The organism is Pediococcus siamensis (genome assembly GCF_047220215.1).
GTDB lineage: Bacteria > Bacillota > Bacilli > Lactobacillales > Lactobacillaceae > Pediococcus > Pediococcus siamensis.
This window is the reverse complement of sequence record NZ_CP178375.1, coordinates 1,709,238-1,722,650: the sequence shown is the minus strand read 5'-3', so window position 1 is coordinate 1,722,650 and position 13,413 is coordinate 1,709,238. Positions and strand designations below refer to the sequence as shown.

Below are 13,413 nucleotides of genomic sequence, written 5' to 3'. Positions count from 1 at the left end.
AACCATGTCGCTTTTGACGTTATCTTTAACAAATATTAAAGTTTTAACTTGTAAGTGATGTGAATACGCGAATAAAACAGGAGATGGCAAAATGATTTTTAAGAAGTGGAATCCGCGAACAAAACGATGGAGTTTTTTAATACTAGCGCTATTAATTCCTATTTTGTTAACGGCAGTTATTTTTAGATACATTAATACTTCACAAGAAGCCCACACCACAAATACCAACGTGGCGGTAGTGAATAATGATAAAGAGGCGACGTTCCAAGACACCAAGGTGAACGCCGGCGAGCAGGTCATTCAGAATCTGCAGCACAATAACCAGGTTAAATGGCATTTTGTGTCAGCTAAGAAGGCCAAACGGGAAATGAAGCAGGGCCATTATTTGATGACCATCACCATCCCGGCTAATTTTTCTAAAAATATTACCACTGCGCTGGATAAAACACCGAAATCCAGTAATCTGAAAATTAAGATGTCCAAGCATAATAGTTACCTTTCACAAGTGATCAACGAACAGGTTGCAAGCCAAGTGAAATCACAAGTGGTAACCAGCATCCAAAAGTCTTATGACAAAACCTTACTTTCTTCCATTAATAAGTTGGGATCAGGGATTAAGAGTGGCTCAACAGGAGTTAAGCAATTAAAAGATGGTGTGGTTCAATTAAAAGATGGCAATGGTAAAGTTGACCGAAACTTACATGTGCTGGCGGCTAGCATGGTAACATTTGAAACGGGGTCGAAAAAATTAAGTTCAGGGATTGATACCTATGTCGCTGGCGTAGATACCCTTGTTTCAGGTAACAAAACGCTCGCAAATGGGCTAAGTGAGATGCAGTCGAAAACGGGTCCGTTGGCAAGCGGCGTTTCAACACTAGCTACGGGAGCTAAAACATTAAATTCAGGTGTGCACAGTTATACAGCCGGAGTTGCCAAAACGCAAGCTGGAGCGAGCCAACTCAAGACAGGCCTCGCACAGCTGGCAAGTAAAACCGCTGCATTGCCATTAGGTGTTACGCAATTATTTAACGGTTCCACCCAGGTGAGTGCCGGGCTGAACACCTTGTCTGAAAAAACGGGGACACTTGCCACAGGTGTAGGGCAATTAAGTTCCGGTTCCAAATCACTCGCCACCGGAATTACCAGTTATACAAACGGCGTGACGTCATTAAATGGTGGGTTAAGTACGTTGGCGGCTAGTTCTAAGACGTTAAATAATGGCTCAACGACCTTACTTTCGAGTGCCACGCAGTTATCACAGGGTGTCAGCCAATTGGATACCGCGGCAGATCAGGCAAATGAAAAAATTGCCCAAATGCAGGAATGGCTGGCACAGGATACTACAGCCATGAACAGCTTGAAAGATGCCCCTAGCACAATTCAAAGTGCGCAACAATTACAAACGAAATTACAAGAACTTGCACCTGTTTTAAAACAACTGTCAAGTTTGAGCAGTGTTTTGGGTAGTTTGAGTGATGCCAAGAGCAGCTTAACAGAAGTCAATAGTGCTTTTGCCAGCTTAGATAAAGCTTCCAGTGCGTTGAGTGATGCTGCTACGAAAGCCAAAACAGCTGCCACAGATAGTCAAAAGGTTGCTACCTTATTAAGTGGTGTTGATACCTCGAAATTAAGTAGTGCAGACCAAGCCAAGCTTACAGAGGCAAAAAGTCAGGCTACGGCCAGTGCCACAAATGCGGCTGCATCTGCTAAAGAAATTGCGGCTACTGGCACAAGTCTACAAAGTCTCAGCAGTGCCAAATCAAAAATCAGTGATTTAGCTTCGACTTTAGGCCAGGTAAACATTGATAGCAATACGACAACGGCACTTTCAAGCTTAAATAGTGTTGTGAGTCAAGCCAATGAGCTTTTATCCTCACCATTAATGAGTGATTCGACGGTGCAAGCATTAGAAGCACTTGAAAAGCAATTGCCAACCTTGAGCGCTAACTTAGATGATTTCAAGGAATTCACTGCAGGTGTCAAACAGCTGAACACCAAGGTTAACGGTGAAAATTCACTGGTTGCCGGCGTGACAACCTATGCGGCTGGTGTGTCGAAGTACACAAATGGTGTTGATTCAGCAAGTACCGGGGCTTCCCAGTTGGCGGCTAATAACAGCAGTTTAACGTCGGGAGCATCACAAGTTCAAACCGGCTTAAGCACGTTAAATAGTCAGGTACCGACCCTCACAAATGGGGTAAGTCAATTAAGTAACGGATCTAGTCAGGTAACTGCCGGCTTATCCAGCTTGAATGGCCAAGTACCGAGCCTAATCAGCGGGGTTAGCCAACTGAAGCGTGGTTCTGGTCAGTTAGCCACTGGATTAACAACTTTGAATAACAATTCATCTCAATTGAATTCTGGAACGCAACAATTAAGCACCGGATTACAAACGCTTAACAGCCAAGTACCTACCTTGGTTAGCGGTGTAAATCAGCTATCGACTGGCGCTAACAAATTGGTTGCTGGCGGGGCAAAACTAGCTGCCGCTGATTCTCAGTTAACAAGCGGGGGCAGTCAATTGGCAGCAGGTGCGAAAGAAGGTAAATCCGGTGCTGACCAGTTGGCAAGTGGCTCAGATCAAGTGCAGGCCGGCTTAAAGACAGCCAGTTCAGGAATTGGGTTGTTAAATTCTAAGTTACAAGACGGTGCAAGTCAAGTTCAAAATGTGAATGCAGAACCGCAAAACGTCAATCATTTTGTGAACCCGGTTAATCAAGATCAGGTCTTCAATTCAGTTGGTTCGGTCAAAGCCATGTTCGCGCCGTTGGTTCTTGCAATGATTCTGTTCATCGCCGCTATTTTGAACCAGTTGGGACAATATGCCCGTCGCAAAGGCCATCGTCACAATGGCTTTGGACTTTCGAACAATATGCTGTTACTGTTGACCTTACTCCAAGTTGTTGGTGTGCTAGCCTTTGTAGCTATTGATGGCATTCAAGTTACACACCCAATTGAACTTGTGATTGCGGCGGCTGTAACGGCCGTCAGTTTCACGGCCCTGTGTGTCTTCATTGATCTTTTGTTTGGAGCACCGGGAATCTTGTTCTCACTTATTTTAATGTTAATCCAATTGGCAGGTGTCTTACTCCCAACTTCCATGTTGACGCATGTGTACCAAGCAATTTCTGAGTTGCTTCCAGTCACACATGCAATGAGCGCCTTCAATTACGCGATTAACGGTGTGGGCAACGGGATGTTCTTGCAAAGTCTCCTCGTCATTTTGTATCCAGTTGTGATTGGTGGGATTTACTTCTTAGTTTCACCACAAACAAAATGGGGTTTTAACCGCGTTAAGGATTAAACAAAAAAATAAAAATTTTCAGTAAATTTTGGAAGTCGTGATGAACCCGATCACGGCTTTTTTGGTGCCGACCGTTATTTTTGAGAAATTACGATTTTTAAACTATAAAAATGTTTGAAGGATTAAAGAAAAACTGAAAACAGCATTGAGAGACAGCGCTTTCTTATGATATAATGCATTAGTTTGTTCCAATACTAAGAAGGGGGCTAGTTATGTATCAAGTTATTTTATTTGATGTCGATAATACGCTTCTTAAAACTGATGAAGCAGTGTGGGCAACGGTGGAGGCAGTTTTTAACCGTTTAGATATCCCCGTCACAAAGCAGGAGACGCGGCAATTGATGGGATTATCAGCAGTTGAAATTTTTAGAAAATTGGGATCGCCTGACCCTGAACAGACCGTTCAAGACTATGGGCAGGAATTTCTTCATCACCAGGATTTAGTGCATGAGTTTTCCGGAATTACGCAACTTTTTGAGACGCTGCGACGAAGAAATGTTAAAATCGGAATTGTGAGTTCTAAAACTCGGTATGGATGGCAGACGCAAGTTGCTTCATATCCGTTTGCTAAATATACGGACCAAGTGGTCTTAGCTGAAGATACGCAGCAACACAAGCCCAACCCAGAACCCTTGCTAGCTGGTATGAAGAAATTTCCAGAGGTGTCCCGTCAGCAATTTCTATACATTGGAGATGCGATGTATGACATGCAGGCGGCCCATGCGGCAGGAATCGCATTTGGCAATGCAAAGTGGGGTGCAATTCCGGGGGTAGATTTTAAAGCAGCAGAGTATGTTTTTGAAACCCCCTTAGAAGTTATCAATCAACTATATCATAATTAAATGGCAAAGATGGAGGAGTCATGATGGATAAAGAAGAGATTCGTGAAAATGAAGAGGCAATCAAGGTGCAAGTTGCAAAGGAATTAGTTCAATTCCGTTTGCGAAATGGGTTCACCCAAACACAATTAGCAGAACGCGCGGGCAAACGCCAATCCCAAATTGCACGTATGGAAAGCGGGCGGGCGAACGTTTCTTTCAAGACGCTTGATGAGATTGTGAGTCGCGCTGGAGGAAAGATCGCCATCCGAATCGAAGACTAGCGTAAAAATAAATAGATAGTAAAAAGCCAGAATCCAAGGTAAGCACGTGACGTTATCTTGGGTTCTGGCTTTTTTGGGTCTCTGTCAAACGCAACCAGTGGACACGACGGTCGCGGCTGTCGGCATGATCCACAATGTAATGGAGATTAAATAGGACACGGATTTTGCGCGAAATTGCGGGTGAACTAGATTCAAAATGTTGACCGACCGCACTTACCGTCGTTTCCTGTTCTTCAAGCGACAAAATAAACGCCATAATCCGATACTGCTCAAAACTAATTGAGTATTCCGACTTTAAATGACTATCCGTTTGGAGAAAAAGTCGGTACATCTTTGAAAAATTAACAAATTCCATTGGATTTTTGCTGGACATTGTATTTCCTCTTTCCATAAATTAATTGCACCGTTAAAATGTTATTGGGACATAATATTCAACGCCGTTAATGTAATTGAAACACAACTATATGTTTTTTGGCAAGTTATAAATAATTGTATGAAAATGCATTGTTTTTTTACATGAAAATAATAAAAATGACCTTACAGGATATTTCCCGTAAGGCCATTTTTGATGACTAAGCAATTTTATTTAATTTTAGGCTTCGCGTAAATCTTCCGAAAGGAGTTTAACCATCTCAGATTCTAGATTGGTGAGATATTCATCAACGTACTGTTTACTGTTTGTAATAACCGCACTTCCTTTAGGCGTAAGGGTAATCCAGTGGGTCCGGCGATCATCGCCAGATATATGATCCTGGATTAAATCCTGCTTGTACAGTGCACTGACTTTGCGTGAAGTCGCCGAATTATTGGCATGAAATTGTTTAGCAAGCGCGCTAACTGTGGTCTCTTGTGGTGAAATACTCTCAATGAAATTTAGTATGCGAAATTGTTCGAAACTGACAGAAAATTTGGCCTGTAGATCCGTATCTATGCCATGAATCATGGTGGAAATGGTCGAAATAGTTTCGTAATTGGAATGAACTCTAAACATCCTGATTCCTCCTTATAACCTTAGATTATTACGTTGTAAGATACTTTAATCACTACATATATTAACATAGTTAATTGAATTAGTGACTATTTTTTGCGATATAGGCGAGTGCCTTGTTACCCACACGCCGGCGCCAGTTTGTGACACATTGCCGTGTAACGTGATGTTTGCGGGCAATTTCAGAACTTCTGAGCTGAAGAATATAACAATCGACCAGAAATTTTTTCTCCGCTGGTGTGCAAGAATGGTAAAGTTGTAAAAATAAATCGTCTTGATATAGATTTTCAAACCCGCGGTTTAAGGTGGACGTTCCCATGTCAATTTCTTCATTATGCTCAGTCTCCAGATGTTCCGCAAGACGGGTGGTTTGGCGGAGCAAATCTAGCAATCGCCAGTAAACAGCCTGATAGGCGAAGACGCAAAATTTTTGCGGATCAGTCGTAATACTGCCAGGATAGCGGTCATAAGCTTGTACAAAGGCTAGGTAGCCTTCCTGAATGAAATCCTGATAGTCATCTTGCAGAGGGGTGAGATGCAGTTTCTTTGCAGCTCCAAAAATAATTTTCTCATGATTGTCGCGGTATAAAAACATAAATGCTTTTTGAATGGTTTCTTTTTCCAATACTTGAATCTCCTTAAAATCAGATCCAAAGGCCCTTGGTCGTGTATTACCTTAAACAAAAGGCCGAAGAAAGAAAATTACACGTTTTGCGTAATTACATCATATTTCAAACTCGTAATCGATTCATCATGAAAATTAGAAAAGAAAGAGGAAAAAGGTGCTTTACCTGCGAGCATTGGTTAGGAGATTGATCGATTAGTTCTTTGAATTGTTTTGCTGACTTCACTTGGCAGAGAAATTAGCCTTTACTCAGGGATTTGGCTAGTAATATTTGACGCTAAAAAGCGGTGCGGAGATTTTTTCTTATCTCATATACTATAGAAGAAAAAAATTTGGCCCTTGGAATCACGTCTACAAAAATGAGCGTCAAGTTGGTTTGAGCAGCAAAGGTCACACCACATAGTAGGCGTGCGGAATAAAAAAAGAGCTGAGAAAGGCAAACCTGACCAAATTTCATGCAACTTTTTGTTTTTAAAGTAAGAATTTGTTTCCAAAATGGAGGGTGATTTTGGGTGCTGAGACGTGCAAAAAGACGCGAGAATTAGGAAAAAAACGAGATTTTTACGATAAAATACAGTCTAAAAAAAGTTTTTTTGAGAAAATGAGCGTTTTTTTGTCATCTTTTTTAGACTGATAACCATGGGCTTTAGACGGTCTTTTTAAAATCAGAGTTACAAAACATTGCAAGAATCGCGAAAATCGATATCTTTTTGAAATATGTTTGTAAAAAAGGGAGGGTAATATAAGGCACATAAATTAAATCAAAAGCAAACAACAAATAAGGAGTTCATTCATACATGACATTAAAAAGTAAATTCACAAAATTTTCAGTAGCATTGTTATCTACTATCACATTAGGTTCAACTGTTTTGACAACAGCTGCTAATGCTGATGAAATCTACACCGTTAAATCTGGTGACACACTTTCTGGGATTGAATACAAATTAAACAAAGATACAAATTATTCAGCTCTCGCCAAAGCTAATAAGATTTCAAACGTCAACTTGATCTATGTGGGACAAAAACTTTTGATCAAGAGCGACGGTGAAATCAAGGCAGCTACAAAGAGTGAAGTTAAATCAACACCAGCTGTTAAGAATATTTCTTCAACAGTAAAGTCAAATACTTCATCTTCTAGCAGTTCAGCAAGTACACAAAGTACAGCTAGCTCATCAAAGAGCTCTAGTACAACAAGTACTTCAAGTTCAACAACAAGTACTTCAACAAGCAGCAGTAGTGAATCAGCTGCTAAAGCATGGATCGCCAACAAAGAATCTGGTGGTTCATACACAGCACGTAATGGTCAGTACATCGGTAAATATCAATTAAGTTCTTCATACTTAAATGGTGATTACTCTGCTGCTAACCAGGAAAAAGTGGCAAACTCATACGTAAGTTCCCGTTATGGTTCATGGGCAGCTGCTAAAGCTTTCTGGGTTGCAAACGGCTGGTACTAAATTCAATTTAAAAGTAATCAAAACAACCTCGATAAACAGATTCTCTGTTTCGAGGTTGTTTTTTTGTCTCGATTTACGCTGTGGGAAGGTAAGCGGTCCGGGGGGTAAAGCGCTTAACATTTTAGGGTCTCTGTCAAATTGTATTGGTGGAGATTTTTGAAAAGCATGTTCACTTCGGTGAATGTGCTTTTTTTGTTTACGCATAAATTAAACTGATACGAATGAAAAAGTTATGAATATTTTGAAAACCAAAACAGCTACGCTTTAACACCTTAATTTTACGATTTAGTCCTTCAATAGGACCGTTGGAATACGGATAACGACAACTATTGAGAACAGCAGGACCATTCTTTATTAAAGTTGAGATAGTAATATCCATTTGGTTGCCAGCCGCCTTGTAGTTGGCAATCAAGGTTTTAAATCCAACCGCATCTTTTTGTTGAATGGCTGTTAGAATTCCTTGATAGGTTTGATACACAGTTTTAAATTCTGGAAATTCATCTAAGGCTAGGTCAATGGCGTTCTGTTGGGTCATGTATTCGTTGATACCGTGTAAATAGATAAGTTTAGTATCATTGACCTTTTCTTCTGCCAAATGGAACAAACGCCATTGAGATTTTAGAATGCGATAAACTCGGGAATGCTTATCTTGAAAAGTATGGATCACACGTGTACGTTCGTTATCCAGTGCCCGACCGGCAAGTTGAATAATGTGGAAACGGTCAATGATGGTTATTGCCTTAGGAAATAACCGATGAATAAAGCCAGCATACTCAGCATTCATATCAACGGTGATTGTTTGAACTTTCATACGTTCTTGAACTGAATAGCGAGCTTCAAAGTAATCAATGATATCCTTACTAAGGCGATCCTTAAGAATCACAATGCGGCGATGACTAACGGCATCGCAACAGTTAAAGGACATTAGATGATTACAGGAACGGAATTCATCAAAACAAAGATTTTGGGGGAGTGTTTTAACACGATAAGCTAAGTGAATATTCGCATTTAAAATGCGTTGAACACTACTTGGTGAAATCCCACAAATCTTAGCGATTTCTTTACTGGTCAGCATATCCCGAGCCAGAACAATTACTTGATGTTTCACATTATGCGTAAAAGTTTCATTACGTTTAACGAGGTTAGTTTGAGCACCACAGGTTTTTAAACACCGTTTACATTGATATCTTTGTCGTTTTAGCTGCATCTCATAACGTCCACCTGATAAGGTTCCCAATCTTAGATGGCCAATGTGAGTTCCATTTTTGATTAGAGATTTATGGCCACAATGAGGACATTTTAAAAGTTGATAGGAAAGGATAGCGTGAACGACATGAACGTGTTGCCCATTGGGATAATGTTCCTTAGTAATCTCAGTTACAGTTAAATTAGGGTCTGTTATTTCGAATAGGCTTAGGATAGAATTAGTTAGGGACATTTGTTTTTCCTCTTTTCGATTTTATTAGGCGATTAAATCGTAACACAAAGAGGGCAAATGTCCTTTTTTTTTTCAAAATAAAAACTGGTATCAGTTATTCACCAATACCAGAAAGTGTAGACCCACATTTTAGAATCGTTACAAAATATTACAAAAATAGCGAAATCGTTATCTTCATGAAACTTGAGTGAAAAGCGCGCCCTGTATGATAACTCTCGTTGGTTAATTAAGGCATACACAAAGAGGAGAGTTTTATTTACATGAAGTTAAAAAAATTTACTAAGTATTCAATCGCATTTTTATCAGCAATCACATTCGGAACAGTTGCAGTAGCGACTGCAGCAAGTGCTGACGAAACATACACGGTTAAATCAGGAGATACCCTTTCTGAAATCGAGTATAACTTCAAGCACGATTCAAACTATCAACAATTAGCAAAAGATAACAACATTGCAAATCCAAGCGTTATCTATGTGGGACAGCAGTTAGTAATTAAGACTGACAGCAATCAAAGCACAGCATCCACACAAACAGCACAGACAACACAAGCAACAACCAACACACAACCAAAGCAAAACGTTCAATCTGTGCAATCTACACAAAAAACTTACAAGTCAATTACAACACAACAATCTCGCAATACCACACAAAATACCGCCAAGAGTCAATCAACGGCATCAACAAGTAATGTAAGTGGTGGCGAAGCTTCAGCAAAAGCATGGATCGCTAACAAAGAATCTAGTGGTTCATACTCCGCACGCAATGGTCAGTACATTGGTAAATATCAATTAAGTTCATCATACTTAAATGGTGATTACTCTGCTGCCAACCAAGAAAAGGTAGCTAATTCCTACGTAGCTTCTCGTTACGGTTCATGGACAGCTGCTAAGAGTTTCTGGCAAGCAAACGGTTGGTACTAAACTAAAAGTTAAATCATAATTTTGCTCAGACGAGAAAAAGTCGTTCCTCCATTTGGCGAACGACTTTTTATTATTGCCAATTTTTCAAAAGCTAGGCGATGGCAAGCACCGTGAAGTTAAGGATAAATAAAGCAGAAACAATCCAGATCAGCGGGTGCACCTGTTTAGCTTCGCCAGTGATCGTCTTAACAAGACAGTAGAAAATAAATCCGGCTGCAATGCCGTACGTAATGTTGTAACTAAAAGCCATGAAAATGGAAGCCATGAAAGCTGGCACGGCTTCGTTAAAGTTCGACCAGTTAATTTTTTGGAAGGAACTCATCATCATGATTCCAACGATGATTAAAGCGGGTGCAATGGCAGCATCGGGGATGACGGAAAGTAATGGTGAAGCAAAACTGCTTAATAAGAAGAGAATTGCCACAACAACACTGGTGAGACCGGTTCGACCGCCGGCACCGATGCCAGCGGAGCTTTCCACGTAAGTCGTAATATTAGAGGTTCCAAAGAGTGAGCCTACACCTGTGGCAATGGAGTCGGCAAAAAGGGCGCGATCCAATTTGGAAGATAAACCTGGTTTGTCTTCTAGTTCACGTTCATCTTCAGCAGAAAAGATCCCGGTCCGCCGCCCAGTTCCAATGAAGGTACCTAATGAGTCAAAGATATCAGATAAACTAAAGGAAAGAATTGTCATAAATACTAAAATTAGGCGGTGTCCGCTGGTAAATAAAGCGCCCATTCCTTCAGACGAGAAAGCTGCTAAAAAGGTCGTTTTTAGCGCAGCGATCGAATTGACTAAAGAATTGGCACTAGAAATATGTAAATTAGTGACACCCATGGGAATCCCGATTAAAGTAGTGACGATGATCCCAATTAGAATACTGGCTGGGACCTTCTTGATTTGGAGAATAACGGTGAGGACAATGCCGATGAGGGCTAAATTTACGCTGGGATTATTGAATGTCGTTAAAGCAGGCGTAATGCCACCGCCAGTGACCACGCTAGTCACGCCATGCGCAAAGTGCGTCGCCGCGGTGCTATAGACTTGATTATTAATGGAAACAAGGTTACTTGAGTCACTAGAGAATTGCAGTAAATTTGCATTTTTTAACCCCAGGTAGGCAATAAAGACACCAATCCCGCCGCTAATAGCTAGCTGAATAGTATCAGGGATTGCAGTGATCAGCATTTTTCGAATCTTTGTAATGGTAATAATGATATTAATGACACCACAGAAAAAGACAAGTGCTAAACCTTCTTGCCATGTGAACCCTAAAGACATGACAACGGTATAGGTGAAGAATGCTTGCAGACCAACGCCGGGAGCTAGCGCATAGGGCACATTGGCAAATAGGCCCATAACTAAAGTCCCGGTTACAGAGGCGATAATTAAAGCTAAGAAAACCGCCTGAGCTGGCATTCCGGTTTGACTAAGAATTTCAGGATTCAAAAATAGGATATAAGACATGGCAAAAAATGTGGTAATTCCGGCAACAACTTCAGTTGAAACAGTGGTTCCGTTCTTCTCTAAATCAAAAAACTTTGACATGAAATTTCCTCTTTTCTTATGATGTACACTTATCATAACCGTTTTAAAAAGAGATTTCCACACGGAAGACGAAAAAAAACAAAAAAATATCGATAAAAGTTCGTGTTTTTACGATAAAGCATGAACCAAATGAATTTCAAAGCCGATTGATATAATAAAAAACGAACTTAACCATAACGGTCTCACCACAAAAAAAGAAAAAAGTTGCGGGTGTGCGTTGAAATTTGAATCGGTGCGTTATAGTATGAATAAAACTAGAAAGATTGATAAGACCTGCATGCCTTAAAGAAAATTGGCTTCAATCTTCAAAAAAAACGACTAAATAGGGGGAATCGTTAGTCACGCGAACTGACGATTAGACGAGGTGTAATAAATGGACAGTTCACTCATTAAGGGAAGTCCGATCAAAGGGATTATTTTTTTTAGTATTCCTTTATTTTTAGGTAATATTTTTCAACAGATTTATACAATGTCCGATACATTAATTGTTGGTCGGGCCGTTGGCGTTAATGCACTAGCAGCCGTTGGAGCTACTGGTAGACTTAGTTTTTTAATTATTGGGTTTGCCCAAGGGATGACGACTGGCTTGTCTATCATTACGGCCCAGCACTTTGGTAACGGTAATCTGAAGGGTGTGAAAGCGAGTTTTGCGAACAGTATCTGGATATGTGCGGGGATGAGCCTGATTTTGACCGTGTTGAGTGTCAGTTTGGCGCGCCCGTTGCTGCAAGTGATGAAGACGCCACAAGTTCTCTTAAACGGTGCCGAGACTTTCATTAGTATCTTGTTTGCCGGGGTAACGGTCACGATGTTTTTTAATCTGTTTTCCAATATGTTGCGTGCGTTGGGCAATAGTCGCACACCGTTGGTTTTCTTGATCATTGCGGCCGTTTTAAATGTTGTCTTAGATATTGTTTTAATCATCGGCCTGCACATGGGTATTGCTGGTGCCGGGATTGCAACAGTGGTGGCACAATTAGTTTCGTGCATTATGTGTATTTGGTATATCGAACGACACATTCCAGAATTAAACGTGACGAAAGCGGATATGAAAATTGACTACAAATTGGTACGCGAAGAACTGCGAATTGGGTTACCGATGGGCTTTCAAGCGTCGATCATTGCCATTGGGTCAATTATCTTACAAGTTTCTTTAAATGAATTGGGACCCCAATCGATTGCTGCTTATACGGCGGCCGGTAAAGTGGACCAGCTGGCTACCCAACCGATGGCGTCGCTGGGTATTACGATGGCAACCTTTACGGCGCAAAATTTTGGAGCCAAAAAATACGACCGAATTCTCGTGGGCATTCGGCAGTGTTTAACCGTGACGATTGGTTACAGTATTATCGTTGCAGCAGTGATTATTCTGAATAGTCACACACTGGTGAACCTCTTTATTGGAAATTCGGAACCCCATGTCACGCAGCTCGCTCAGATGTACTTTTGGGTTGTGAGCACCGGCTACTTTTTACTTTCAATCTTGTTTGTAGTCCGGTATGCCCTGCAAGGACTGGGGCAAAGTTTTGCGCCAACGATGGCAGGTGTCGCGGAGCTGATTTCTAGAATCTTTATCGGGGCAGTGATGGTGCCAATGTTCGGCTTTGTGAGTGCGTGTTTCGCGAACCCACTGGCCTGGTTAGCTTCCAACGCCGTTTTAGTAGTGTCATTCTTTAGAACGATTCGTAATCTTCGGGGAGCAAATGGATTGAAGTAACAAATTCCAATTTCGGATGATAAACACACACATTAGGAGAACGCAATGAAATTTTCGACAATTATTCTTTTAGGGCTTGATATTTTAATTATTATTGGTTTGATTGGTGTCGTCATCAATCAGATTATCCAGGGGAGTCTGTCTGACCGCTTTTGGGTTGGCATTTTAGGGATCCTGGCATTTGGCTACACTGGTGCTTACCTGTATAAATATGAACGGGACCGAAGAAAATAAAAAAAGTGATCACCTAACCAAATTGGGAAGAGTTCTCAAAGGTTAGGTGATCACTTTTTTGTTTAACATTCTATTACCA

12 protein-coding genes are annotated in these 13,413 nt (G+C 40.8%); 7 read left to right on the top strand and 5 right to left on the bottom strand.

Annotated features, from left to right (window positions below; genetic code table 11):
• Positions 1–91: 91 nt before the first annotated feature.
• From ACLJJ6_RS08430 to ACLJJ6_RS08420, 3 genes are all read left to right on the top strand, one after another.
• Positions 92–3,304 carry a YhgE/Pip family protein gene (locus ACLJJ6_RS08430; protein ID WP_412988935.1) on the top strand — a complete coding sequence of 1,071 codons (3,213 nt, stop codon included), beginning with the start codon at positions 92–94 and terminating at the stop codon, positions 3,302–3,304.
• A 212-nt stretch (positions 3,305–3,516) separates the two neighbouring features.
• Entirely contained in the window at positions 3,517–4,146 is a 630-nt protein-coding gene (locus tag ACLJJ6_RS08425; RefSeq protein ID WP_412988934.1) for an HAD family hydrolase, read from the top strand.
• A 23-nt stretch (positions 4,147–4,169) separates the two neighbouring features.
• Positions 4,170–4,406, top strand: a complete 237-nt coding sequence (locus tag ACLJJ6_RS08420; RefSeq protein WP_412988932.1) for a helix-turn-helix domain-containing protein — start codon at positions 4,170–4,172, stop codon at positions 4,404–4,406.
• Between the two features lie 52 nt (positions 4,407–4,458).
• On the opposite strand, the gene ACLJJ6_RS08415 is transcribed toward ACLJJ6_RS08420, so the two are convergent.
• From ACLJJ6_RS08415 to ACLJJ6_RS08405, 3 genes are all read right to left on the bottom strand, one after another.
• Positions 4,459–4,779: a transcriptional regulator, SarA/Rot family gene (locus ACLJJ6_RS08415; protein WP_412988931.1), complete on the bottom strand. Its 321-nt coding sequence runs from the start codon at positions 4,777–4,779 to the stop codon at positions 4,459–4,461.
• A gap of 219 nt (positions 4,780–4,998) precedes the next feature.
• Positions 4,999–5,397, bottom strand: a complete 399-nt coding sequence (locus tag ACLJJ6_RS08410; RefSeq protein WP_412988930.1) for a MarR family winged helix-turn-helix transcriptional regulator — start codon at positions 5,395–5,397, stop codon at positions 4,999–5,001.
• A gap of 79 nt (positions 5,398–5,476) precedes the next feature.
• Positions 5,477–6,019: a sigma-70 family RNA polymerase sigma factor gene (locus ACLJJ6_RS08405; RefSeq protein ID WP_412988928.1), complete on the bottom strand. Its 543-nt coding sequence runs from the start codon at positions 6,017–6,019 to the stop codon at positions 5,477–5,479.
• A gap of 797 nt (positions 6,020–6,816) precedes the next feature.
• On the opposite strand from ACLJJ6_RS08405, the gene ACLJJ6_RS08400 reads away from it, so the two are divergent.
• Positions 6,817–7,476, top strand: coding sequence for a LysM peptidoglycan-binding domain-containing protein (locus ACLJJ6_RS08400; protein ID WP_412988927.1), 660 nt, complete (start codon positions 6,817–6,819; stop codon positions 7,474–7,476).
• Between the two features lie 196 nt (positions 7,477–7,672).
• On the opposite strand, the gene ACLJJ6_RS08395 is transcribed toward ACLJJ6_RS08400, so the two are convergent.
• On the bottom strand, positions 7,673–8,914 hold the full coding sequence (locus tag ACLJJ6_RS08395) for an ISL3 family transposase (protein ID WP_412988180.1): 1,242 nt from the start codon (positions 8,912–8,914) through the stop codon (positions 7,673–7,675).
• Between the two features lie 260 nt (positions 8,915–9,174).
• On the opposite strand from ACLJJ6_RS08395, the gene ACLJJ6_RS08390 reads away from it, so the two are divergent.
• Positions 9,175–9,834, top strand: coding sequence for a LysM peptidoglycan-binding domain-containing protein (locus ACLJJ6_RS08390; protein WP_412988926.1), 660 nt, complete (start codon positions 9,175–9,177; stop codon positions 9,832–9,834).
• 91 nt (positions 9,835–9,925) lie between these two features.
• Here the strand turns inward: ACLJJ6_RS08390 and ACLJJ6_RS08385 are convergent, their stop codons facing one another.
• Entirely contained in the window at positions 9,926–11,383 is a 1,458-nt protein-coding gene (locus ACLJJ6_RS08385; RefSeq protein ID WP_412988925.1) for an NCS2 family permease, read from the bottom strand.
• A gap of 373 nt (positions 11,384–11,756) precedes the next feature.
• Here ACLJJ6_RS08385 and ACLJJ6_RS08380 point away from each other — a divergent pair, with 373 nt between their 5' ends.
• Entirely contained in the window at positions 11,757–13,100 is a 1,344-nt protein-coding gene (locus ACLJJ6_RS08380; protein WP_412988924.1) for an MATE family efflux transporter, read from the top strand.
• A gap of 45 nt (positions 13,101–13,145) precedes the next feature.
• Entirely contained in the window at positions 13,146–13,334 is a 189-nt protein-coding gene (locus ACLJJ6_RS08375) for a hypothetical protein (RefSeq protein WP_412988922.1), read from the top strand.
• Positions 13,335–13,413 lie beyond the last annotated feature (79 nt).

What these genes read in the sequence shown, in the direction of transcription:
- ACLJJ6_RS08430 (WP_412988935.1), top strand. Translation starts at nt 92, where the DNA reads ATGATTTTTAAGAAGTGGAATCCGCGAACAAAACGATGGAGTTTTTTA.
- ACLJJ6_RS08425 (WP_412988934.1), top strand. Translation starts at nt 3,517, where the DNA reads ATGTATCAAGTTATTTTATTTGATGTCGATAATACGCTTCTTAAAACT.
- ACLJJ6_RS08420 (WP_412988932.1), top strand. Translation starts at nt 4,170, where the DNA reads ATGGATAAAGAAGAGATTCGTGAAAATGAAGAGGCAATCAAGGTGCAA.
- ACLJJ6_RS08415 (WP_412988931.1), bottom strand. Translation starts at nt 4,779, where the DNA reads ATGTCCAGCAAAAATCCAATGGAATTTGTTAATTTTTCAAAGATGTAC.
- ACLJJ6_RS08410 (WP_412988930.1), bottom strand. Translation starts at nt 5,397, where the DNA reads ATGTTTAGAGTTCATTCCAATTACGAAACTATTTCGACCATTTCCACC.
- ACLJJ6_RS08400 (WP_412988927.1), top strand. Translation starts at nt 6,817, where the DNA reads ATGACATTAAAAAGTAAATTCACAAAATTTTCAGTAGCATTGTTATCT.
- ACLJJ6_RS08395 (WP_412988180.1), bottom strand. Translation starts at nt 8,914, where the DNA reads ATGTCCCTAACTAATTCTATCCTAAGCCTATTCGAAATAACAGACCCT.
- ACLJJ6_RS08390 (WP_412988926.1), top strand. Translation starts at nt 9,175, where the DNA reads ATGAAGTTAAAAAAATTTACTAAGTATTCAATCGCATTTTTATCAGCA.
- ACLJJ6_RS08385 (WP_412988925.1), bottom strand. Translation starts at nt 11,383, where the DNA reads ATGTCAAAGTTTTTTGATTTAGAGAAGAACGGAACCACTGTTTCAACT.
- ACLJJ6_RS08380 (WP_412988924.1), top strand. Translation starts at nt 11,757, where the DNA reads ATGGACAGTTCACTCATTAAGGGAAGTCCGATCAAAGGGATTATTTTT.
- ACLJJ6_RS08375 (WP_412988922.1), top strand. Translation starts at nt 13,146, where the DNA reads ATGAAATTTTCGACAATTATTCTTTTAGGGCTTGATATTTTAATTATT.